The sequence below is a fragment of the Rhizobium sp. BR 317 genome (assembly GCF_047445835.1).
In the GTDB taxonomy this organism is placed as follows: domain Bacteria; phylum Pseudomonadota; class Alphaproteobacteria; order Rhizobiales; family Rhizobiaceae; genus Rhizobium; species Rhizobium paranaense.
In genome coordinates this window covers 102,349-125,656 of record NZ_JARWLB010000011.1, presented here as the reverse complement: position 1 = coordinate 125,656, position 23,308 = coordinate 102,349, and the positions used below count along the sequence as shown (strand labels likewise).

Genomic DNA, 23,308 nt, shown 5'->3' with positions numbered 1-23,308 from the left:
CGACATGAACAACAAACGAGCATGGCTCTCTTCGGTCATGATCTCAAGGAGCAGATTCCGATCCACTGTATTCGTGTTGCTTCATTCACGATGCTCGCCGTTCGTATGATCGTGGGATGAGCTGTCGACAAGCTTCATAGCGCCGGCGAGAAGTAGGATCGCCGCTGGCAGCACGAGACCGTTCCAATCCGGCATTCCCTCCGTCTCCGCCATGACCGTCGCGAAATGCACCACCAGGTAAAGAATTATCACCTGAAAAAAGAGGCTTTTGAGCTCGGCGACCGTATTCAGGATMATCCAGGCCGGCACCTTCTTGCGCATCTCCGGCGATAGGTCGATGACGAAACCGAAGGTGATCGCATAGGCGAAAATCATCAAAACGATGCCGAAGAGAAACTTGTCCGTGGAGTTCAACACCGCGGCAATCACCGACATGTCGGGGTCCGTGCGCACGTATAAAAATGCGTTGCGCAAAATCAGCATGCCCTCCCAAAACATCAGGAACGCCCCCGCAAGAACCCCGACGGAGGCAAGGACGATGATGTATCGAAAGCTCAGGAACAACGAGATCATGGCTACCTCCTGTTCAATACGATCTTCAATAGCGGCAATTTTTGCTACTTGCGCGGTCTCATCTCTATTCCCATCACGGGCAGCAATTGCGGGTAAATACCAGCCTTTACAATGAAAAATCGCCTTGGGTGCGTGTCCAAGTGATTAATCCTCCCGGGAAATGCTGATACGCTCAACTATTTTAGTATTCCATCACATTTTCAGATTGCGCTTTTAAAAAAAGAGAGGAATATGTCCAACTACCGCTTAAGTGGTAGAGTTTGGATTGTGCTTAGATCGCCTGGCAACCGTTGTGTAACCGGAGGCCCTATGACTAACAGCACTACTCAGAAACTTTCTGTTATTTCGCTGACAGCTTTGGTTATTGGCTCCATGATCGGAGCTGGAATCTTCTCGCTACCAAGAACCTTCGGGGCTGCAACAGGGCCTTTCGGGGCAATCATTGCTTGGATCGTCGCCGGTACGGGCATGTATATGCTCGCCCGGGTCTTTCAGGCCTTGGCGGAGCGAAAGCCAGATCTCGACGCCGGTGTTTACGCCTATGCGAAGGCAGGTTTCGGGAACTATCCGGGCTTCCTCTCAGCATTTGGATATTGGATCGGCTCCTGCATCGGTAACGTGTCCTATTGGGTCCTGATCAAATCGACCCTCGGTGCCTTTTTCCCGATCTTCGGAGATGGAAACACCGTTATCGCCATCGTCGTTGCCTCGATCGGCATATGGCTCTTTCATTTCATGATCTTGCGCGGTGTCCAGCAGGCCGCCTTCATCAACATCGTCGTCACGGTCGCCAAAATTGTGCCGATTGTCATCTTCGTCATCATTCTCGCCGTCTCCTTCCGCCTCGGACAATTTCGAGAGAACTTTTGGGGCGGCGTGGGGATGCCGGACACCAGCCTGCTCGAGCAGGTCCGCGCCACGATGCTTGTCACCGTTTTCGTTTTCTTAGGCATCGAGGGAGCAAGCGTATATTCCCGCTATGCACAGAAGCGCTCCGACGTCGGAAGGGCGACGTTGCTTGGCTTTGCCGCGGTCACGGGATTGATGGTGCTGGTGACGCTTCTGCCATTTGCAAATCTGGCGCGCGCTCAGATTGCCGGCATGCGCCAGCCTTCAATGGCCGCCGTTTTAGAGGCAGTCGTAGGCCCTTGGGGTGCGGTCTTCGTCAGTGCGGGACTGATCGTATCGGTGCTCGGAGCCTATCTCGCCTGGCAGTTGATCTGTGCGGAAGTGCTCTTCACCGCCGCCAAGACCGATGACATGCCGAGGGTATTCGCAAGGGAAAACAAGAACCGTGTTCCCGTCGCAGCTCTGTGGCTGACAAACATCATCGTCCAGCTCTTCATCATCTCGACCTATTGGTCACGGGATGCCTTCGCATTGATGTTGAGCCTGACGAGCTCCATGTCGCTTATTCCCTATCTGTTGGTCGCCGCTTACGGGTTCCTGATCGCAAGACGTGGAGAAAGTTACGAGGTGCGCCCGCAAGAGCGCCGGCGCGATCTCGTCTTTGCCTGCATCGCAACGGTCTACACAATCTTCATGATTATCTCCGGCGGCCTCAAATTCATTCTTCTCTCCGCCATCCTCTACGCTCCAGGGACGATCCTCTACATCTGGGCCCGACGGGAGCGCGGCGAACCGCTGTTCAACATGGTCGAAATGGCAATCTTCGTCATAGCCATCATTGGTTGCGCGTTCGGCATCTATGGTTTGGCAACAGGCATGATTGTCGCGTGAAACTACCAGGAAAGGGGTAGATGTCATGTCTTCTTCACAGCAGTTTGGTGTCCATTCCGAAGTCGGTCAGTTGCGCAAAGTGATGGTATGTGCGCCAGGTCGAGCGCATCAACGGCTGACGCCCAGCAATTGCGACAGCCTGCTGTTCGATGACGTTCTTTGGGTGGACGTGGCCAAAAGAGATCACTTCGATTTTATCAACAAGTTGCGAGAGCGCGGCGTCGAAGTCGTTGAGATGCACAATCTGCTTGCGCAGACGGTTGCCATTCCCGAAGCCAAGAAATGGATTCTCGACCAGCAGATCATCCCCAATCAGGTCGGCCTGGAGCTTGCCGGAGAGATCCGCAGCTATCTGGAGGAGCTGAAGGATCGAGAACTGGCGGAGACGCTGATTGGCGGACTGTCGACCTACGAATTTCCCGAGACTCTCGGCGGCGAGACGCTAAAGCTGCTTCGGCAAGCCGCAGGCGCTGCGGAATATCTGCTTCCGCCGCTTCCAAACACGATCTACACCCGCGATACGACCTGCTGGATCTATGGCGGCGTAACCCTCAACCCGCTTTATTGGCCGGCGCGGCACGAGGAAACGCTTCTGGTGAGCGCGATCTACCGGTTCCATCCGGACTTTGCCGGCAAGGTGAATGTCTGGTGGGGCGACCCGACGAAGGATTGGGGACTTGCCACACTTGAGGGCGGAGACGTGATGCCGATCGGCAAGGGCGTGGTCCTCATCGGCATGAGCGAGCGGACATCGCGTCAGGCGATCAGCCAACTGGCTGCAACCCTTTTCGAGAAGGGGGCGGCCGAGCGGGTCATCGTGGCGGCGATGCCGAAACTCAGGGCAGCAATGCATCTCGATACGGTTTTCACCTTCGCCGACCGCGACTGTGTCCTGATCTATCCTGATATCGTCAACACAATCACAGCCTTTTCGTATCGGCCGGGTTCAAAGCCGGGAACGGTGGATTTGCACAAGGACAGCGGCGATTTCGTCCAGACGGTTCGCGACGCCTTGGGCTTGAAGGAAATGAGGGTCGTGGAAACCGGCGGCAACGACTATATGCGTGAGCGAACGCAATGGGATAGCGGCGCAAACCTGGTATGTGCCTCCCCCGGCGTGGTCTTCGCTTATGATCGCAACACCTATGCCAACACGCTTTTGCGCAAACAGGGCATCGAGGTCATCACCATGTCAGGGGCAGAACTTGGGCGTGGTCGCGGCGGCGGGCACTGCATGACCTGCCCGATCACCCGAGATCCGGTGGACTACTGATCGAGAGCCAAAGGCATGCAAAGCCAGCCGCGTGTCGCCGCGGCCGGCTTTTTGGTGGTTGCTGTTCGGAGCGGAAGGATGAGTGACGCGCTACCTCGTGCAAGCCTCATGGTTCTGACCATTATCGCAGTGCTTTGGGCTGCTTATGCTGCGGCGGCCTTCGCAGCCCCTTTGACCCTTGCGCTGTTCATTCTCGCCGTATCGTGGCCAATACAGAGCGGATTGCAAACGACATTGCCGCTTTCCGTTGCCGTCGTACTGACGGTGCTCCTTATCATGGCCGTCATTCTCGTTTTGGGTTCCGTCACTATCTGGGCGTTCGGCACGATCTGGCAGACCGTCATCGCCAACGTTGCAAGATACCAGATGCTCTACCAGGGGGCCGCCGACTGGCTCGAAGAGCGAGGATTTGTCGTCGCGGCCTTTTGGGCTGATAACAACAGCTTCCTCTGGATCATTAGATTCATTCAGCAGATAGCCGCGCGAATGGGGCAGACGATGAGCTTCTGCGTAGTCGTTCTCGCCTATGTTCTAACGGGGCTGGTCGAGACAGGTGCGGCCAAGAAGCGCCTGGAGGAACTGGAAACACGGCCCCTCGCCCGCATCGTATTGGCAGGCTGCGGCGAATCCGCCCGCAAGTTGCGATGGTACCTGTGGGTGCGCATGATCATGAGCTTCATTACAGCCGCAACGATCACGGCATTTGCGTTTTTTGCCGGAATTCCGTTTCCCATGGAGTGGGGCATCATTGGCTTCACGCTGAACTTCATTCCCTTCCTCGGTCCTCTCATCGCAACGACCTCCCCGTCTCTCTTCGTTCTCGCTCAGCTTGGAAATGCAGGTCTTGCCGTGTTCGCTTTTCTTTGCCTGACCACCATTCAGTTTTTGCTCGGAAGCTATGTTGAGCCTAAAATATCAGGAGGCGCATTGCACATCTCCCCCTTCGTCATTCTGCTTTCCATCTTTCTATGGACATTCCTCTGGGGAGTTTACGGCGCTTTTATCGGGGTCCCAATTGCCATTGTCGTGGCCTCGTTCAGTCGCGCGATGCTCGGCATCAGCGAACCGACCGGAGAAAACAAGCTCGCGGTCGCATCGAAAGAAAATGTCATTTCTTCAACCAGCGTATAGGAGGCCAATATGTCAGATCTCGTGGTTCTCGGATTCGATMATCCCGACAAGGCAGATGCGATCCTCAACAAGCTCACCCAGCTCGGCAAGGAATATCTGATCGACCTTGAGGATGCCGTCGTTGCCGTCAACGATGCCCAAGGTAAGGTCCATCTGAAACAGAGTTACCACCCGACAGCATCCGGTGCGGCCACTGGTGGACTGAGCGGCGCAGCCTGGGGCACGCTTGTCGGCCTTTTGTTTCTCAATCCATTGGCCGGACTGGTCCTTGGCGGCGCGATCGGGGCAGGCTCCGGTGCTCTAGCGGGCTCGCTCGTCGATTACGGGATCGACGACAATTTTATCAAATCATTGGCCAGCACCATTCCGCACAACAGCTCCGCATTATTCCTGCTCATCCGCAAGGTTCAGCCTGAGAAGGTGTTGGCGGAATTTGCTGGCGAGAACGCGAAAGTCCTTCGCTCTTCGCTGTCGCCAGAACAGGAAGGAAAACTTCAGCAGGCTTTGAGCTCGCATCCCGCTGCAGCCCGTGCAACCTGAAGCCGGATTTACTCGAGTGAACGCGCGGGCTGCTCGCAAGCTTAAGGGAAGAGCAGCCCGGGCGAGCCCGCCGAGTTCACGCCTGTACTTGTCTGGCGAAGTCTTTGGTTGCCCAATCTGATGAAGAGAATTCATGAAGTCCTCTGTGCTCCGCCTCTTGTTTTCTCTGTCCAGCACCGGCCTGGCGCTTGCCGCCCTCTTCTTTGCGTTGTCTTTGACGCCGAGCCTGATGCCGCGCTCCTACGCCGTCCAAGGCGCTCTTTCAGGCGTTTGCGCAAGCGCCGGCTACCTTCTTGGCATCCTGCTTGCCTGGTTGTGGCGCTATCTCGAACTCCCCATGCGACGGGGGCCTGGCAATGACGTGCTGCTGGCCGTTGCTTTCCTCGGTCTTCTCGTCGCCATTGTCTTCCTCTGGCAGACAGCAGATTGGCAGAATTCGATCCGGGAGTTGTGGCATATGCCACCGGTCGACAGCGCCGACCCGTTCAAACTGGCTGGCGTGGCTGCAGCGGTCTTCACAGCATTGTTTCTTCTCGGAACGTTGTTCAGATCGATATTTGTCTGGCTCTCGACGAAGTTTTCCAAGCGCATACCCCATCGGCTGGCGATGGTGTTTGGCCTCACGCTCACATGTCTGCTGTTCTGGTCGATCGGCCAGGGCATTTTGCTGAGGGCGGCACTTCATGTGGCGGACAGTTCCTTCCAGGCCGTCGACGCTGCGATGGATGAGGATATCCCCGCACCTTCTCAAATGGACAAGACGGGCGGCCCGCAATCGCTCGTATCGTGGCGAGGGCTGGGGCGCCAGGGAAGACATTTCATCGCCTCCGGGCCGACGGCCTCTTCGATTGGCGATTTCTGGCAGGCGCCAGCGAAGGAGCCCATTCGGGTCTATGTCGGTTTGAACAACGCCAATACGGTCGAGCAGCGCGCCAAACTCGCGTTGCGCGAATTGCAAAGGCAAGGCGGTTTCGACCGCTCCCTGCTCGTCATTATCGTACCAACCGGAACAGGTTGGGTCGACCCGGCCGCCATGGATACGCTGGAATACCTTCATCGCGGCGACGTCGCCAGCGTGTCGCTTCAATATTCCTATCTCTCAAGCTGGCTTTCGATCCTGGTCGAACCGGAATACGGCGCGGAATCGGCACGAGCGCTTTTTCGAGAAATCTATGGTTATTGGACGAGCCTCCCGCATGACAAACGTCCGAAACTTTATCTCTACGGGCTGAGCCTGGGGGCGCTCAACTCCCAACTCTCGACGGACCTGCTGGATGTCGTCGGCGATCCCTATCAGGGTGCCTTATGGAGCGGACCGCCGTTCCAGAGCGAGATGTGGCGGACCGTGACGGAAGGCAGGCTTCCCGGATCTCCCGCCTGGTTGCCCCGCTTCCGCGACGGCTCGATCATCCGCTTTACCAATCAGGAGAACGCTCTTGAACTGCCCGGCGCAACATGGGGTACGATGCGCATCGTCTATCTGCAATATGCCAGCGATGCAGTCACTTTCTTTGAGCCACAGTCATTCTATCGCGAGCCGGCGTGGATGAAGGGCAAGAGGGGTCCGGATGTATCTCCACGATTGCGGTGGGTGCCTGTCGTCACCATGCTTCAACTCCTTGTCGACATGACAATCGCGACCACCTCGCCGATCGGATATGGCCATGTCTATGCGCCCCAGCACTATATCGATGCGTGGGTTGCCGTGACGGCACCGGCTATTTCCGCGGACCAAATCAACGCGCTGAAACGGCGGTTTTCACGCGGACCATCGGGTTGAAACAGCGGTTTTTACAGGGCGGGCGTTTGCGCCCGCGCCTGGGTCCGACTGAGCGAACATGCCCCTATGCCACGGCCTGCGCACCGGTGATCTCGACCAAAGACCCACACATGAAGGCCGCCTCGTCCGAGGCCAGAAATGCGACCAAGGCCGCCACTTCTTCGGGCTTTCCGATACGTCCGAAGGGCACGAGCCTGTCGAGATCGGCGATCGTTCGGCCCGACCGATTGACGCCGGCTTCGAGCATGGGGGTGTGAATTTCGCCGGGGCAGACGGCGTTGACCCGGATCTTATCCGGGGCGTAATCGCGCGCAAGGTTCTGCGTGAACGCGGCGACGGCCGCCTTGGTCGTATTATAGGCGATGTGGTTCGGCGCCGGATAAAGTCCCCATTGCGATGCCGTATTGACGATAGCTCCGCCGCCGGCGCCGATCATATGTGGCAGGACCGACCGGCAAAGGTGGTACATGGAATCCAGATTCACCGCAAAGCTCACATCCCAATCTTCGTCCGATAGCGCCAGTAACTTGCCTCGCCGGTTGATGCCGGCATTGTTCACCAGAACATCAATGCGTCCCTTTAGTGAGAACGCCTTTTCGATAAGTTCGACACAGTCAGTCTTCTTGGAAATATCAGCACCGATCGCCGTCGCCTCTCCGCGCTTCGCGGCGATGTCGGAAGCAAGCTCTGCTGCGGCCTGACTGTTCGCATCGGTTACAACGACGAATGCCCCTTCTTCGGCCAACCGCCGGCAGATTGCCGATCCAATGCCGCCTGCGCCGCCTGTCACGATTGCGACCTTATCGATGAACCTTTTCATATCGAGCTCCCTCAGCGAATATAGCTGCCACCGTTTACGTCAATCGTCGCTCCATTCAGCGACGCCTGTGACGGGCGAAGCAGAAATGCGACCAGTTCGGCGACTTCTGTCGGCTCCGCCATCTCGCCGATCGGAATGTCCGCGACCGCAGCCTCTTTTCCATGCCGAGCGACAAATTCTTCCGCCATGTCTGTCCGCACCCACCCAGGCGCCACCGCAACGGCGACGACGCCGTTGCGCCCAAAATTTCTTGCGATCGACTTGGTCAGGTTGACGAGCGCTGCTTTCGACGAACCGTATGGCATGGCAACATCAGCGTAGCCGCGTTGTCCGGCCCGGCTGGCCATATTGACGATCCTGCCCCCGCCGTTTTGCTGGAAATGGAGGAGCGCTTCCTTGCATAGGTCCGCAGCGGCGAAGAAATTCACCTGGAACTCCTTCTGCCAGATGGCGCGCCACTCTAAGAGATCGGCATCAATCCCGACCTCGCTGCGGATACCCGCATTGTTGACGATCGCGTGAATTCTGCCCGCTGCTTCCAGCGCCTTGCGCCAGAGTTTGAAGGCACCATCCGCGGCAGAAAGATCCGCCTGGATCAAGAGGCCATTGCCGCCGAGCCTCTCCAGCAAGGCTTCGGCCCCTGCTTGATCACGGCTGTAATGAATAATCGGCCTTGCTCCTTCGGCCGAAAGCCGCTCGACGATGGCGGCGCCGATGCCGCCGGTTGCCCCGGTCACAAGAACGGTCTGCCCCGCAAGTGGAAGGTCTCCTGGCATCGCCATCTCCTATCGTAATGAACCGATTTGCCGCCCCCAGGTGTCGGACAGTGCGACGCCGGTTGGAAATGGATCGTCGTCCGATATCCGAAGCTGTTCTCGGCCATAGATGAAGGCGCGGCCCGTTATGCGTGGGAGCACGGCGTGTCGCCCTCCCACTTGCGCCTCGCCGATCGCCTCGACGAGAAACTCTCCACCGATGATCGAGCGCGAGGTTCTATGGTCGCCAATACTGACTTCACCGCGCGCGAAAAGTGTCGCCAGATTTGCCGAGCTGCCGGTGCCGCAGGGCGATCGGTCGACTCGTCCAGGCTGCAATGTGGTGCAGGTCCGCACGGCGCCATCCGTGTCACGGCCGCGGAACATCACGTAGGCGATCTCATCGACCCCCGTAAGGATCGGATGAGCAACTTCGACTTGTTCGGACAATAACGCCTTCAGCTCGATGCCAGCCTCGGCAAGGGCACGGGCATTTTCTGGAGCGATATCAAAACCGAGCTGGTCGACATCGACGAGTGCGTAGTAAACGCCGCCAAATGCGATGTCCGTCCGGATGCGGCCCCATTTCGGTGTGTCGATTTCCTTGTCCAAGGCTTCCGCAAAGCTCGGCACGTTGTCCAGGCTGACCGAAATGCATCTGCCGTCACGGCATACAGCCCGCGCAACGATCAGCCCGGCTGGTGTATCGAGGCGAACGACTGTCTCGGGCTCCTGCATCTGCACCTGCCCGCTTTCCAACAGTGCGGTCACGACGCAGATACAGTTGCTTCCAGACATCGGATGCGCTCGATCGGCCTGAAGGACGATGAAGCCAGCGTCGGCGTCGGGCCGCGTCGGTGCGATCAGAAGGTTCACCGACATCGCCGCATTCGCCCGCGGTTCGAACGTGACAAAACGGCGAAGGCTGTCGTCCACCGCGTTGATGTGGTTCATCTTGTCAAGCATTGTCGCGCCTGGAATTTCCGGCGCACCGCCAACGATAACTTTCCCGATCTCTCCTTGGCAGTGAACCTGAAGAAGGTCGAGCGTGCGGTTCCAGTTCATTCAGCGGCCTCCGGCTTCATGTACCAGCCCCAAGGGTCTTCGCTGACGTATTTCGTGATCTGCTTGGTTTCGAGATAGTTGTCGAGACCCCAGCGGCCGAGTTCGCGGCCAATCCCAGACTCCTTGTAACCACCCCACGGCGCTTCCGTGAACGTGGGCTGCGAGCAGTTGATCCAGACGATGCCGGCCCTGAAAGCCGCAGCGACGCGCTCCGCACGCACATCATCCCTCGACATGACCGCTGCGGCTAGGCCGAAGCGGGAATCGTTGGCAAGCTCGATCGCCTCTTCCTCGGTCTTGAAGGGTCTCACGCATACGACCGGCCCGAAGATCTCCTCGACCCAGGCGTCGCAGTCGAGGGGAACGTCCGTCAGTACAGTTGGGCGGAGATAATAGCCCCTCTCGAAACCTTCCGGTCGGTCACCGCCACAAGCGACTGTAGCGCCGGCCTCCCGTGCTGCCTCTATGGCTGCAAGAACCTGGTGGTATTGCCGCTTTGAAACCAGCGGCCCCAGCAGCACGCCCTCCTCCAGGCCGTTTCCGATCTTGATCTTGTTCGTTTCCTCGATCAAACGCGCAAGAAAGCGCTCATAGATCGCCTCCTGCACGAGAACGCGGGAGGTTGCGGAACAGACCTGTCCCTGATTCCAGAATATACCAAACATGACCCATTCGACCGCCTCGTCGATATCTGCATCTTCGAACACGACGAATGGCGACTTGCCGCCGAGCTCGAGGCTCACCCGCTTGATGTCGCGAGCTGCCGCAGCCATGATCTTGGAGCCGACCGGGCCGGAGCCTGTGAACGCCAGCTTGTCGACGCCCTTATGGTCGATGATAGCCTGTCCGGCGACGGATCCGGAACCAGTTAGAATGTTGAGGACGCCTGGAGGCAGCCCGGCTTCGTCGGCGACGGCAGCAAGCTCCAATGCCGTCAGTGACGTCAGTTCCGCGGGTTTGAGGACAATCGTGCATCCTGCCGCAAGTGCGGGCGCGATCTTCCAGGCCGCCATCAGCAAGGGATAATTCCAGGGAATGATCGCACCAGCGACGCCGATAGGCTCTTTCACCGCCTTCGATGTGAAGCGATTGTCCGCAAGAGCGATCGGCTCCTCCGGATTATTGTCGAGCTGCTCGGCAAGCCCGGCGTAGAAGTCGAAGCACCCTGCCGCATCGGCAATGTCCCAGTCGGCCTCGGGGAAGGGTTTGCCGTTATCCAGAACCTCCAGCCGGGCGATCTCGGCCTGACGAGCGCGGATGCCGCTGGCAATAGCCCTGAGATATTGCGCACGTCTGGCACCTGAGAGCTTCGGCCATCCATCCTTGTCGAAGGCTCGGCGAGCGGCCTTCACAGCGACGTCGACATCCTCGGCCGTTGCCGCGGCGATCGTCTGTATGACCTCTTCGGTGGCCGGGTTAACGACGTCGCATGTGCCGCCTTTGACCGGCTTTACCCATCGTCCGTCGATATAGAGTTCGCTTCGCATGTTCTTCCCTCTTTGCTTGCCGCAGCCGCCTGGTTCAAAACCGGTCGACGCGATAGGGTTTCATGTCCACGGGCGGTTCGACGCCCGTAATGAGGTCGGCCATCAACCGACCGGTCGTTGCCGCATAAGTTAAACCGAGATGTCCGTGGCCCGTGGCGTACCAGACGTTTCGGCGCTTGGCCGACCGCCCCATGACTGGAACCGTGTCGGGCAAAGCCGGGCGGTGTCCCATCCATTCGCTCGTCTGTTCGGCTCTGAGCTCCGGCAGCGCCTCCTTGGCGCGTTTGACCAGCACTTTGGCGCGGCGATAATCCGGCGGCGCATCGAGGCCCGCCATTTCTACCGTGCCGCCAACCCGTATCCCGCCGGCCGTCGGCGTCACCATGAAGGCGCGCGCCGGCCAGATGATTGAATGACGCATGGAGATGTGCGGCGCCATGATCTGCGTGTGATAACCCCGCTCCGTCTCCAGCGGGATCGGCTCTTTCAGCATAGCGGACAGGCGTGCGGTAAAGGCGCCGGCTGCGAGCACGACCTTCTCCGCCGCAAGCCTGCGTCCGTCCGCGAGCCGGAGCGCCTCGACGCCGTTCTCACCCTGCTCGAAACCGGCGATGTTACCCCGCACGATCTTGCCGCCGAGCGCCTCGAACTTTTCGGAGAGAGCAGTAACGAGCTTATAGGGATCGGTGATCGACCGGTTGTCGGGAAAGAGCACCGCCTTGCCGATCTTCGTCGTCACAGCGGGCTCCAGGTCTCGGATGGCGTTGCCGCCGAGGATATCGTGCCGGAAGCCGAAGCGCTCCAGGATGGCGATATGCTCGCGGTCGGCCCGAAACTCAGCTTCGTCGGTGTAGAGGCTGAGGCAACCCTCGGCCGTCAGCATGTGCGTCAGCCCGGTMTCCTTCAACAGCGCATCGAGGTCTTCATAGACGCGACGGCAAAGCACGGCGCCCGCCGCCTCCAGATCCCGCAGTTTCGAGGGGCGACTGGCGGCGAGGAACCTGAGGAACCACGGCACCAGTTTCGGCATATAGCCGGGCCGGATGCGCACCGGCCCMTCTGGGGCGAGCAGCCATTTCGGCATTTGCGCCCAGATGCCTGGACGCGAGGCCGGCATGAACTCGGTGACGGCGATGCTCGCCATATTGCCGTAGGAAGCGCCGCGGCCCGGCGCATCACGGTCGACGAGCGTCACGGCAAGACCGCGGCGCTGGAGTTCATAGGCGATGGCGACACCGATGACGCCGGCGCCGATCACCACGAGATTTCGATCCGAATTCATGATCCGCTCGCCCCTCGCCCGCTTCAAACGTTGGCCATCCAAGTGTCGGCGACGGTAAAGCCGGTCTGGTAAGGATCGGTCGGGTCCATACCCATCTGGTAGAAACCGGTGATCCAGGACTGCCCTGAGATGACGGGGACAACTGCGTCATAGCGCCCAACTTTGGCAAGCCCGTCGATCGTGCAGGTGAACTTGCTGCCAGTGATCGATTCATGGATGAGGGTTTCGCCCCCTTTCATGACACCCCTGGCGTGGAGAAGCGCCAGCCGCGCCGACGAGCCGGTTCCGCAGGGCGAGCGGTCGCAACGCCCCGGAGAAACGACCACGCAATTCTTCGAGACCAACTGACCATTCTCACGGCGCAACGGCCCCATGAATTCGGTATTGGTGATGCCAGGAATTTCAGAGTTTTCGGGATGCTCCACCGCAAGCTGTTCGGCAGCCGCAGCCTTGAGCTTCTGACCGGCCTCGCAGAGATCGCGGGCCTCGGACGGGTCGATAGTGAAGCCGAGATCGGCAGCCTCCACCATCGTATAGGTCATGCCGCCATAGACGATATCGACGCGAACCGTGCCCAGTCCCGGGACTTCGATACTGCTGTCACGGTGGTAGCAGAAGGCAGGCTGGTTCACCAACCGAACACTCGTGACCTTGCCGTCTAAGCATTCACAGCGGACGCGGATGAGGCCGGCCGGGGATTCAAGAATAAGATTGGTGACGGGTTCGCTCATCGGTAGGATGCCCGTTTCGAGCAGGACCGTCGCCACGCACATCGTGTTCGAGCCCGACATCGCTGGATATTCGGTGGTCTCGAGGATGACGTAACCCATATCTGCGTCGGGATGGTCCGACGGCAGGACGATATTGGCATTATGCCATACCGCGCCGCGCGGCTCGAAGAGAACCATCTTTCGGATATCGTCCATGTGGGCTTCGAGATGAAGCCTCTTGTCGAACATAGTCTTACCCGGCACCTGGCCGACGCCGCCGACGATCACCTTGCCGCTCTCGCCTTCGGCATGACAATCGACGACAGACAGAACTTTCCTGAAGCGCATCGCAAATACTCCTGCCTACCGGATCGATGCGGGCAGCCGGCGCTGCCCGGACCGTCGATCACCAGTTGAGGATCGGCTGCATCGCCGCCTTGAACTCGGCCTTTTCCTCCGCCGTCAGCTCGCCGAGCGGCGCGCGGCACTGACCCACGGGCAAGCCCTGAAGCTCGCAGCCATACTTGATCTTCTGCACGAACTTGCCGCTCTCGAGGATGTTCATCGCCCGGTAGAGCGTTTTCATCTGCTCGCGCGCCTTGTTGAGATCGCCGGATTTGAATGTGCGGTCGAGGTCGCAGCAGGCCTTGGCCATACAATTCGATGGTCCGCAGATCCAGCTTTCCGCGCCCCAGAACATGAAATCGAGCGCAATATCGTCGGAGCCGCTGACGAGCTGGATTTTGCCCTCATAGCGGCTGGCGATATCGATCGCGCGCTGCAATACGCCCGAGCTTTCCTTGATCCCGATCACGCGCGGATTATCGGCAAAGTGATCCATCAGCTCGAAGCTGATGTCCGAACCGTCCTTGGCCGGATAGGAATAGAGGACGAGGCTCACATCGATGGCGCCGAGGACGGCTTCGTAATGCTTGATGAGTTCGGCTTGCGTCGGGCGAGTATAGAATGGCGGCGCCAGCAGGACCGTGTCATAGCCGATATCCCTCGCCAGCGCCGTCTGTTCGATCACCTCGCGGGTGGCGGGCGCATTGGTGCCGGCGATCAGAATTTCGCCCGGCTTGGCAAAATCCTTGACGAACTGCAGCACGTCACGGCGCTCTTCCCTGGATTGGCTGAAGTATTCCCCCGTCGATCCGTTTGGAACCCAGCCGGTGACGCCTGCCTCGCGCAGGTGCGCCAGAAGCCGTTCGAAAGCCCTAAAATCGACCTTGCCGTTCGCATCGAAGGGGGTGATGAGCGCAGGCATGACGCCGGACAGTTTCATGGAAGTCTCCTGTATGTGAAGCGATTGCGTTTAGATGGCGAGTTTCTTGAGGATGCGCGCCTCGATGAGCGAGACGGCTCGTGTCAGCGGAAATGCGATGACGAAATAGATCAGGGCGACGACCGTCAGGACCTCGACAGGCCTTGCCGTGTTGTTCGAGATGTTTTGGCCAACGAACATGAGGTCCGCCATCCCGACGGCCGAAACCAGGGCGCTCTCCTTGAACAGGCTGACGCAATTCGACAGCAGCGTCGGGATCGCGCGCAACACGGCCTGCGGCAGCACGACGTTGATGATCTGGATATTGCGCGGAAGTCCGAGCGCAACGCAGGCATCCAGTTGCTCAGGCCCGATCGAGTTCAGGCTGGCACGGAATGTCTCGCTGGTGATCGCACCCATGTAGAGGGTCAACGCGATAATACCTGATGTAAGGTTCGATAGCTCGACACCCAGCAACAGCGGCAGGCAAAAGAAGATCCAGAAGAGCTGGATGAGCACGGGCGTGCCGCGAAAGAATTCGACATAGATGCTGGAGACCGCCCGGAGCGCGACATTGCGGGAGGTTCTGGCAAGGCCCACCAGAAAGCCGAGAGAGCATCCGAGCACGATGCAAATGACGGTCAATTTGATGGTCATCCAAAGACCGAGCAAAAGCGCGTGCTCGAAGCGGAGAAGGATCGAGAAGTCGAGTGTCATCCTGGCCTCCTAGCTGACGAGAAGCTGCCGGCGGCGTTCAAGAAAGCCGACGATCTGTGTGATCGGAAAGGACACGGCGAAATAGATCAGCGCGACGACCGTGAATGTTTCGATCGGCCGGTACGTTTCTGTCGCKAGCGTCTTTCCCTGGTACATGAGGTCCTGGATCGCCACGATCGCAACCAGCGCGCTTTGCTGGAAAATGACGATGCCGTTCGTCAGCAAGACAGGGATAGAAGCTCGGAACGCCGTCGGGAAGATGATGTAGAGCACCCGCTGCAGCGGCGAGAGGCCGAGCGCGATACCGGCGTCAAGCTGCTCCCGCGGAACTGCCTGGATCGCCGCCCGATAGGCCTCGGCATTGAACGCCATGAGGTTCAGCCCAAGCGCCGTCACACCCATCGTGATCGGGTCGAGGAAGACGTCAAAGATCATCGGAACGCAGTAGAATATCCAAACGATCTGAACGATGGCCGGCGTGCAGCGGAAAAATTCGACAAAGAGCATGAACGGCAGTCGAACCAGCCTGTAGGGGCTCATGATCAGAAGAGCCAGCACAAAACCCAGGACGATGCCAATGATATTGGCCGCCGCGGTCAGCTCCAGGGAAACCCATAGTCCCTGCAGCAGCGGCGCGATCGATACAGCGTTGAAGTCGAACGTGTAGCTCACGCGACCGCCCCCTGCTGCTTGATGTGGAACACGCGGTCGATGAATTCCTTGGTGCGCTCTTCCCTGGGAGAGCCGAGCACCTGCTCCGGAGGCCCGTCTTCGACAACGACGCCACCGGCACAAAAGATCACGCGCGAGGCAATGTTTTTCGCAAACCACATGTCATGAGTCACGATCATCATCGGCATATTCTGGGACGCCAGTTGAAGGATCACATGCTCCACCTCACTGACKAGCTCGGGGTCGAGCGCCGACGTGACCTCGTCGAAGAGCATCAGCTTGGGGTCCAGCATCAGGGCGCGTGCGATGGCGACGCGCTGCTTCTGACCTCCGGAAAGCTGGGCGGGATACGCATTGGCCTTCGCACCAAGTCCGAACCGCTCGAGAAGGGTTTGCGCACGAGCCATCGCCTTCGATTTTGCCTCCCCCCGTACTTTGCAGGGCGCAAGGATAAGGTTCTGGACGACATTCAAGTGCGGGAAGAGCGTGTAGTGCTGAAAGACCATGCCAATCGATCGGCGGACGTCCGTATCGATGAGGGTCTTCTTGTCGAGGCCCTCGGACGAAATATAGGCCTTCCCATCGAAGCTGATCGACCCGCTGTCTATCTGCTCCAGGCCCATCATAACCCGGAGCAGCGTGCTTTTGCCGCCACCGCTCGGGCCGATGACGACGACGCGTTCGCCGGGTTTCATTTCGATGTCGATGCCTTTCAGCACCTGGATGACACCATTGCCATAGCTCTTGTGGAGCGCCTGCATTTTGACGAGAGGAAGGTTGAAGGACATGGTCGGGCCGATCTCGGTTTGTCTGAAAAGCGAGAGAGTGCGTCGGCGGCTGAGCGCCGACGCTGGGCGGGACTTATTTTGCTCCCTTGAGGACTTCGTCGACGGCCTTGTGGATCAGCTCGTCGACATGGCCGGTCGCAACCTTCTCTTCGAGAAAGATGTTTACGACTTCGACGTCTGAGGCCGACATGTTATGCGGGAGACCGAAGGATACGCCTTGCTTGGCAAGGGCTGGCTTCGGGTTCAGGGCGACGGCCCAATCGGGATTTGCCTGGGTCAGAAGCTGGTTGGTATCGGAGGCGTCGACCAGAATGTCGGCTCGCTTCGAGGTAAGGGCCAGACGCGTCTCATCATTGCCCGGAAGCCGCATGATGGTGGCATTCTTCACGGCTGCGGAGATTGCCTTGTCCTGAGCCGTTCCGGACATGACGGCGATCGTCACGCCGGCCTTGTCGAGATCGGCCACTGAGGCTGCAGTCGCTGGAATCTTCGGGTTGTTTTTATTGTAGGCGAGCGAGATCTGATACTCCATCGCCGGGATGGAGAACTGGACGGCCATGGCGCGGGCCGGCGTCCGGTTCAGTGCCAGCGAGAGATCCCATTTTCCGGCCTGAAGGCCAGCGACGATATTATCCCAGGTCGTATCGACAAATTGCGGCTTCACCTTGAGAACGTCGGCGAATTCCTTGCAGAGATCGGCAAAGAAACCCGAATACTCGCCGGTTGCAGGGTCGCGCATGACGTAAGGCGGCGCCACGGCTGCGCCACACCTCAAAACGCCCGCCTTCTGCACACCCTGCCAATAGCCTTCGGCGGTCTGAGCGTGAGCGGTGGTTGCGGAAAGACCTCCCATCAGGGCGAGCGCAGGCAACGCCCGCAAGGCGGACGTGATCAACTTCGAAAGCATCGGCATTCCTCTTTTGCTGTGCGCGAAGCGCGGTTCCACTCGTCGGCTTTGGCCGTTTCTTTTGTGTTTTTTTGTCGGCTGCGTGTCGACTAACAAATTTATGTCAACAGCGTGTCGACAAAGTCAAGCGAAAATTTTACATTGCTGACACGCTGCTTTTCTGGCCCAATGCAGTATCTGCGAATGAAAGGGACCTAAGTGTCTGACGAAACTGAAGTGAAACGGGTCCGGGGAACCGGTTGGAAAAGCGTCTACGACACGCTGCGAAACGAGATCCTTGCTCTCACCCTGCCACCGGGCCAGCTTCTCGACGAGATGAGTTTGGCTGAGCGCTTCGACATGTCTCGATCGCCGGTACGCGAAGCCTTGATCCGCCTGGGTGCGGAGGAACTGGTCGTAACGCTTTCCAACCGCAGCACGATCGTTGCGCCAATCGAAGTCGCGACCTTTCCGAAATATGTGGAAGCGCTCGACATCGCCCAGAGGATGAATACCCGCCTGGCGGCGGCACTGCGGACCGATACCGACCTCAAGCTAATCGCCAAGAGAGAAAAGGCATTTGCGACCGCCGTCAAAACCGGAAACCATCTGGCGATGTCGGAGGCGAACAAGGAGTTCCACATGGCGATCGCCTATGCCGGCAAGAACCAGTATCTAGCCTCCTTCTACGACAAGCTCCTGTCCCAGGGTCAGCGCATGCTGCACCTGCATTTCGAATATCTGGAACGAACCCACGAGGGGTATCTCCTCACGGACGAGCATAGCCTGATGCTGGAAGCGATCCGCGATAAGAACGTCGATCTGGCAGATGAACTCGCCCATGCGCATACCCGGCAATTCCAGGACAACTTCATCAGCTTCATGCGTGAAAACTATACGACCGACGTCTCACTCGGCCCCGCGCGAGCCGCAGAGTAGATGGCGAAAATGAAAGCAATTGGCTTTGTCGGAACCGGCGCGATTACGGAGGCCATGGTGCAGGGCCTGTTGGCTGAGCCAGCGTATGTATCCGAGATCCATGTCTCGCCTCGCAATGCGGAGATCGCAGCAAGGCTTGCCGACAAATTCCAAAACGTGACCGTAGCGGCTGACAATCAGGCGGTCGTTGATCAGAGCGACGTCGTTGTCCTTGCCATACGCCCACAGATTGCCGAAAACGTTATCCGCGAGCTTCGTTTCAGAGACGGACAGCGCATTGTCAGCGTTGTCGCCGCGCTGGAACGCCAAAGCTTGCTCGGCTGGATCGGCGCCGACGTCGACCTGGTGCAGGCAATCCCTTTGCCGTTCGTCGCAGATCGCCAAGGCGTGACCGCCATCTATCCTCCCGATCCGGAAACAGCTGCCCTATTCGATGCTCTTGGCACCACCGTTCAATGCGAATCCCGCGGGGAATATGACCTTCTTGCCGCCGCCAGCGCCATGATGTCGACCTTCTTCGGTATCATGGAGTTCACAACCGACTGGCTGGAAAAGAACGGGCTCGATCGATCGAAGGGCCAGGCCTATGTCGCGCCATTATTTGCGAGTTTAGCGCAAAGGGCCAACGAGCCTGATGTCACGTCATTCAATTCCCTGAGCTTTGAATTCGCCACCAAGGGCGGGCTAAACGAGCAGGTTTTCTTAGACTTCGAGAAGAAGGGCGGGCGGCAGGCACTGACGTCCGCACTCGACAGGGTACTTGCGCGCATCGAAGGCCGCAGCAACTAAAATGTCGGCGGTGTGCAGGCGCTGATGACCTCGCAAGGGACCGGACCGACGCACCGGAACCGATGCGGGCGCCGGCTTTCGAAATAATAGGCATCGCCCGGTCCAAGGATTCGCCGCTCGTCGTCGACCGTGATTTCGAGCCTTCCCGACAGCACGATCCCACCTTCCTCTCCGTCATGGACGAGAGGGACCTTTCCGGTATCGGCGCCAGGCTGGTAGCACTCTCTAAGGATCTGCAGGCTGCGCCCGAACAGGTTTTCTCCAACCTGCCTGTACGAAATGGCGCCCTTGCCGATCTCGACCAATTCTTCCGCGGCATAAAAAGCCTTCTTGGGCCGCTCGGGCTCGAACGCGAAAAATTCCGCGAGGCCAATCGGGATACCGTCCAGAATCCGCTTCAAGGCGCCAACCGACGGGTTCGAGGCGTTCGATTCGATGAGAGAGATCGTCGAATTCGGCACGCCGGTGCGCTTGGCGAGCTCGCGTTGAGAAAGGTTATGCGCGATACGCAGATGACGGAGACGGTTGCCGATATCGACGGACATGATGGGGCGTTCGTGTTGTTCAAAATATGTAAAACAGTATCTTTCGATTCTATAAATTTCAATAGGTTACTGGCGCAAAGAAAAGGACTTGTTTGAAGAAAGGAAATCGTCGATCTGATTGTCATCCCAGAGGAGGCCAATCATGGATCAGGTTAGCAAGCCGAACACCCCCGTTCTCGACAATTTCTGGATGCCGTTTACAGCGAACCGGCAGTTCAAGGCAGCGCCGCGCCTGTTGGCCGCCGCAGACGGCATGTACTACACCGATGTCGACGGTAATCAGGTTCTCGATGGCACCGCCGGCCTCTGGTGCGTCAATGCCGGCCATGGCCGCAAGAAGATCGCACAGGCCGTCGAGCGACAGCTCGCTACCTTGGACTACGCGCCGACCTTTCAGATGGGCCACCCGATCGCATTCGACTTCGCCGCGAAGCTCGCCGCAAATGCCCCGGGCGGCGGTGAGGCCAAACTCGACCGCGTGTTCTTCACAGGCTCAGGTTCCGAATCCGTCGATACAGCTCTGAAGATCGCTATCGCCTATCAGCGTGCCATCGGTCAGGGCACCCGCACGCGGATTATCGGACGCGAAAAGGGCTATCACGGCGTCGGGTTCGGCGGCATCTCGGTCGGCGGCCTCGTCAACAATCGCCGCGTCTTCCCGCAGATCCCGGCTGACCATATGCGCCACACGCTCGACATCGAGCGCAATGCCTTTTCGAAAGGGCTTCCGCAGCATGGCATCGAGCTTGCCGATGATCTGGAACGGCTTGTCGCCCTGCATGGCGCAGAGACCATAGCAGCCGTCATCGTCGAGCCGATGTCCGGATCGGCAGGCGTGGTCCTACCACCTGAAGGGTATCTGGCAAAGCTGCGCGCGACGGCGGACAAGCATGGAATCCTGCTGATCTTCGACGAAGTCATCACCGGCTTCGGACGCCTGGGAACACCCTTTGCTACCGACTATTTTGGAGTCGTGCCCGATCTGGTCACCACCGCCAAGGGTATCACCAACGGCACAATTCCGATGGGCGCCGTCTTCGCCAGCCGCAAGGTCTATGATGGGCTGATGGTCGGGCCGGAAAACGCAATCGAACTGTTCCACGGCTACACCTATTCCGGCCATCCTGTTGCCTGCGCCGCCGGCCTCGCCACGCTGGAGATCTATCAGGAAGAAGGGCTGCTGACGCGGGCGGCTGACCTGGCGGAGCACTGGCAGGAAGCCCTCCACTCGCTCAAAGGTCTTCCACATGTCGTCGACATCCGAAACCTTGGACTGGTTGGAGCCATCGAACTTGCTCCTCGCAAGGATGCGCCGGGCGCCCGCGCCTACGACGTGTTCGTGGACTGCTTCAACAAGGGTCTGCTGATCCGGGTCACCGGCGACATCATCGCGCTTTCGCCGCCCCTGATTATCAGCAAAGCGGAGATCGACACCATTGTCTCCATGCTGTCTGACGCGCTGAAGCGCGTTGGTTAAGGTGTCACGGAAAGGAGCGTAAGGCGGCGTCTAGCCCGCCCCCTTACGCGACCTTCGCGGTCCTCAAAACTCTTCCCAGCCTTCCTTTGAGGCTGCAGCCGCAGTTGCGGCGCCTCCATTGAAGGCGCCAGCGATCTTGGCTCTAAGCGAGCGGGCAGGTGACACCGCTGGCTGATGACGTTCGCTCGCCATGGCCAGGGGCGGTTGTTTGTCGCCCGCCGCGACATTGAACTGACCGAGCAAGTTGTTCAGCGATGCAACTTCCTTTGCAAGGCTGTGGCTCGCCGCAGTCGACTGCTCGACCATTGCCGCGTTCTGCTGCGTCCCCTGGTCGATTGCATTCACTGCCGTGTTGATCTCGGCAAGCCCCGTCGACTGTTCCCGCGCCGCCTCGACGATCGCCTTCACATTGGCATCGATTTCTTCGACCTCCTGGACGATCTGGCTCAGGGACTGGCCGGTGCGCGCTACGAGTTCGACGCCGTTGCGCACCTGGTTGCTGGACGTCGAAATCAGCGCCTTGATCTCCTTGGCCGCCTGTGCCGAGCGCTGCGCCAATTCACGGACTTCCTGGGCAACGACCGCAAAGCCCTTGCCCGCCTCGCCGGCACGCGCCGCCTCGACGCCGGCATTGAGAGCCAGCAGGTTCGTTTGGAAAGCGATCTCGTCGATAACGCCGATGATGTTGCTGATCTCGCTGGAAGACTTTTCGATACCTTCCATGGCGGCAACGGCTTCGCGCATCACAACACCCGACTTTTCGGCTCCGATGCGGGCCTGCGCCACAAGATGACCAGCTTCCTCGGCGCGTCGCGTGGAGTCCTTCACAGTCGTCGTAATCTGTTCGAGCGCTGCGGCGGTTTCTTCGACGGAGGCTGCCTGCTGCTCCGTGCGCTTCGATAGATCGTCCGCCGCCGAACGGATCTCGTTGGCGCCGGCATCGATGCCGCGGGCGTTGTCGCCAACCGCCCGTAGCGCCTGCTGCATCTTTGTGATCGAACCGTTGAAATCGCTGCGCAACTGGTCGAGATGGCCAACGAACGGCTTTTCGATGCGGTAGGTCAGGTTGCCGTCAGACAGCGCGCCAAGGCCGTCTGCAAGCGCCTTGACCGCAAATTCGGTTTCGGCTGCCTCCCTCGCCTTCTGCGCGTCCCGCTCCATACGTTCTCGCTCGGAAAGGCTGCGATTGGCCTCCGCATCGCGCTCCAACCGGATGCGCTCGATCGCATTGTCGCGGAAGACGGCAACGGCTGCGGCCATTTGGCCGACCTCATCCTTGCGCCCCAGCCCTGCGACGGATGTTTCGGTTTCTCCACCCGCAAGAGACACCATCCGCTCCCGCAGTTTCTCGATCGGCGTCGTAATGCCCTTGGCCGCGATGAAGAGGCCGGCTGCGATTGCTGCGACGAAGACAATGCCGAGCGTCGTCAATGTATAGAGGATCGTGTGATTTGTCTGGCTGGTTAAGGAATCGCTTTCTGCCTTGACGTTCTTATTGGAGCTCTCGATCCACTGCCGGACGCTTACGATCTCATCTGCAATCAACGGATCTGCTTGCTTCAGCAATCCTTTTGCACTTTCGTCGTCCTTGGCACCCGCCTCGACGACCTTGTCGGTAATGGCGGTAATCGCTTTGGCTTTGTCCGCCAGCACATCAACAGATGCCGCCTGTTCCGGGACGAGACTCCTGATGGACTTAAACCAGTCGAACAAGGCCTTCTTGTTGTCACCATAGTTTTTGACGAAACCGGGCATCTCCGGATCATTGGCGCTATAGGCAAGGACCTGATAGGCGTTATAGCTCAGCGCGACCACACGCTGGCTCGCTCGCGCCATTTGGATGGTAGCACTGCCATCATTTGCGAGAAGGCCGGAATAGGCGTCATTTGCAGCCTTATAATTCTGTGACATCGCAATGATGCCGGCAATGCCAACAAGGCAGATCGGGATGATGACTGAAAGAATCTTCGTGCGGATCTTGGTGTTTTGAAGAAACGACATGGGGCACATCGCGCAATTGCCAGGGATCGGGCATCACAGACAAGGAGCATCATGCTCGACGCAAATGCGCTGTA

At 58.8% G+C, this 23,308-nt stretch carries 22 protein-coding genes; 8 read left to right on the top strand and 14 right to left on the bottom strand.

All coding sequences use genetic code 11. The features are described 5' to 3' along the window. Window positions 1-81: 81 nt before the first annotated feature. Window positions 82-573 carry a YqhA family protein gene (locus tag QD357_RS18750; protein WP_414124723.1) on the bottom strand — a complete coding sequence of 164 codons (492 nt, stop codon included), beginning with the start codon at window positions 571-573 and terminating at the stop codon, window positions 82-84. 309 nt (window positions 574-882) lie between these two features. Between QD357_RS18750 and QD357_RS18745 the strand changes: the two genes are divergently transcribed. The 5 genes from QD357_RS18745 (at window position 883) to QD357_RS18725 (ending at window position 7,037) form a co-directional block, all read left to right on the top strand. Continuing rightward, complete coding sequence (locus tag QD357_RS18745; protein WP_414124722.1) at window positions 883-2,313, top strand: basic amino acid/polyamine antiporter; 1,431 nt, start codon at window positions 883-885, stop codon at window positions 2,311-2,313. A gap of 25 nt (window positions 2,314-2,338) precedes the next feature. Further along, the gene (gene arcA, locus QD357_RS18740; protein ID WP_414124721.1) at window positions 2,339-3,586 is read left to right on the top strand and encodes an arginine deiminase; all 1,248 of its coding nucleotides are present in this window, start codon (window positions 2,339-2,341) and stop codon (window positions 3,584-3,586) included. Between the two features lie 15 nt (window positions 3,587-3,601). Further along, window positions 3,602-4,717 carry an AI-2E family transporter gene (locus QD357_RS18735; protein ID WP_414124720.1) on the top strand — a complete coding sequence of 372 codons (1,116 nt, stop codon included), beginning with the start codon at window positions 3,602-3,604 and terminating at the stop codon, window positions 4,715-4,717. 9 nt (window positions 4,718-4,726) lie between these two features. Next, window positions 4,727-5,257: a DUF1269 domain-containing protein gene (locus tag QD357_RS18730; RefSeq protein WP_414124719.1), complete on the top strand. Its 531-nt coding sequence runs from the start codon at window positions 4,727-4,729 to the stop codon at window positions 5,255-5,257. Window positions 5,258-5,390: 133 nt separating this feature from the next. Beyond that, window positions 5,391-7,037 carry an alpha/beta hydrolase gene (locus QD357_RS18725; RefSeq protein WP_414124718.1) on the top strand — a complete coding sequence of 549 codons (1,647 nt, stop codon included), beginning with the start codon at window positions 5,391-5,393 and terminating at the stop codon, window positions 7,035-7,037. Between the two features lie 64 nt (window positions 7,038-7,101). Here the strand turns inward: QD357_RS18725 and QD357_RS18720 are convergent, their stop codons facing one another. The 11 genes from QD357_RS18720 to QD357_RS18670 form a co-directional block, all read right to left on the bottom strand. Continuing rightward, window positions 7,102-7,857 (bottom strand): SDR family NAD(P)-dependent oxidoreductase, encoded by a 756-nt coding sequence (locus tag QD357_RS18720; RefSeq protein ID WP_414124717.1) that lies wholly within the window; start codon window positions 7,855-7,857, stop codon window positions 7,102-7,104. Window positions 7,858-7,868: 11 nt separating this feature from the next. Then, window positions 7,869-8,633 carry an SDR family NAD(P)-dependent oxidoreductase gene (locus QD357_RS18715; RefSeq protein ID WP_414124716.1) on the bottom strand — a complete coding sequence of 255 codons (765 nt, stop codon included), beginning with the start codon at window positions 8,631-8,633 and terminating at the stop codon, window positions 7,869-7,871. Window positions 8,634-8,642: 9 nt separating this feature from the next. Then, window positions 8,643-9,677 carry a proline racemase family protein gene (locus QD357_RS18710; RefSeq protein ID WP_414124715.1) on the bottom strand — a complete coding sequence of 345 codons (1,035 nt, stop codon included), beginning with the start codon at window positions 9,675-9,677 and terminating at the stop codon, window positions 8,643-8,645. Further along, window positions 9,674-11,164, bottom strand: coding sequence for an aldehyde dehydrogenase family protein (locus QD357_RS18705; RefSeq protein WP_414124714.1), 1,491 nt, complete (start codon window positions 11,162-11,164; stop codon window positions 9,674-9,676). The genes QD357_RS18710 and QD357_RS18705 overlap by 4 nt, the downstream gene beginning before the upstream one ends. A gap of 34 nt (window positions 11,165-11,198) precedes the next feature. Then, complete coding sequence (locus tag QD357_RS18700) at window positions 11,199-12,446, bottom strand: NAD(P)/FAD-dependent oxidoreductase (RefSeq protein WP_414124713.1); 1,248 nt, start codon at window positions 12,444-12,446, stop codon at window positions 11,199-11,201. A gap of 23 nt (window positions 12,447-12,469) precedes the next feature. After that, window positions 12,470-13,504: a proline racemase family protein gene (locus QD357_RS18695; RefSeq protein ID WP_183939143.1), complete on the bottom strand. Its 1,035-nt coding sequence runs from the start codon at window positions 13,502-13,504 to the stop codon at window positions 12,470-12,472. Window positions 13,505-13,562: 58 nt separating this feature from the next. After that, window positions 13,563-14,441, bottom strand: a complete 879-nt coding sequence (gene dapA / locus QD357_RS18690) for a 4-hydroxy-tetrahydrodipicolinate synthase (protein WP_183939141.1) — start codon at window positions 14,439-14,441, stop codon at window positions 13,563-13,565. Between the two features lie 30 nt (window positions 14,442-14,471). After that, window positions 14,472-15,137, bottom strand: a complete 666-nt coding sequence (locus QD357_RS18685; RefSeq protein ID WP_183939139.1) for an amino acid ABC transporter permease — start codon at window positions 15,135-15,137, stop codon at window positions 14,472-14,474. A gap of 9 nt (window positions 15,138-15,146) precedes the next feature. Continuing rightward, on the bottom strand, window positions 15,147-15,809 hold the full coding sequence (locus tag QD357_RS18680; RefSeq protein WP_183939137.1) for an ABC transporter permease subunit: 663 nt from the start codon (window positions 15,807-15,809) through the stop codon (window positions 15,147-15,149). After that, the gene (locus QD357_RS18675; protein WP_414124712.1) at window positions 15,806-16,597 is read right to left on the bottom strand and encodes an amino acid ABC transporter ATP-binding protein; all 792 of its coding nucleotides are present in this window, start codon (window positions 16,595-16,597) and stop codon (window positions 15,806-15,808) included. Before QD357_RS18675 ends, QD357_RS18680 begins: the two co-directional genes overlap by 4 nt. Window positions 16,598-16,670: 73 nt before the next feature. Further along, window positions 16,671-17,504 (bottom strand): substrate-binding periplasmic protein, encoded by an 834-nt coding sequence (locus tag QD357_RS18670; RefSeq protein WP_414124710.1) that lies wholly within the window; start codon window positions 17,502-17,504, stop codon window positions 16,671-16,673. A gap of 198 nt (window positions 17,505-17,702) precedes the next feature. Here QD357_RS18670 and QD357_RS18665 point away from each other — a divergent pair, with 198 nt between their 5' ends. Both QD357_RS18665 and QD357_RS18660 read left to right on the top strand, forming a co-directional pair. Continuing rightward, window positions 17,703-18,422 carry a GntR family transcriptional regulator gene (locus QD357_RS18665; protein ID WP_183939131.1) on the top strand — a complete coding sequence of 240 codons (720 nt, stop codon included), beginning with the start codon at window positions 17,703-17,705 and terminating at the stop codon, window positions 18,420-18,422. Next, a complete protein-coding gene (locus tag QD357_RS18660) occupies window positions 18,423-19,211 on the top strand; it encodes a pyrroline-5-carboxylate reductase (protein WP_414124709.1) in 789 nt (262 codons plus the stop codon). Here QD357_RS18660 and QD357_RS18655 read toward each other — a convergent pair. Continuing rightward, complete coding sequence (locus tag QD357_RS18655) at window positions 19,208-19,756, bottom strand: cupin domain-containing protein (RefSeq protein ID WP_183939128.1); 549 nt, start codon at window positions 19,754-19,756, stop codon at window positions 19,208-19,210. The genes QD357_RS18660 and QD357_RS18655 overlap by 4 nt on opposite strands. A 142-nt stretch (window positions 19,757-19,898) precedes the next feature. On the opposite strand from QD357_RS18655, the gene QD357_RS18650 reads away from it, so the two are divergent. Next, window positions 19,899-21,233 carry an aspartate aminotransferase family protein gene (locus tag QD357_RS18650; protein ID WP_414124708.1) on the top strand — a complete coding sequence of 445 codons (1,335 nt, stop codon included), beginning with the start codon at window positions 19,899-19,901 and terminating at the stop codon, window positions 21,231-21,233. 63 nt (window positions 21,234-21,296) lie between these two features. On the opposite strand, the gene QD357_RS18645 is transcribed toward QD357_RS18650, so the two are convergent. Then, window positions 21,297-23,234: a methyl-accepting chemotaxis protein gene (locus QD357_RS18645; RefSeq protein WP_414124707.1), complete on the bottom strand. Its 1,938-nt coding sequence runs from the start codon at window positions 23,232-23,234 to the stop codon at window positions 21,297-21,299. Between the last annotated feature and the right edge of the window lie 74 nt (window positions 23,235-23,308).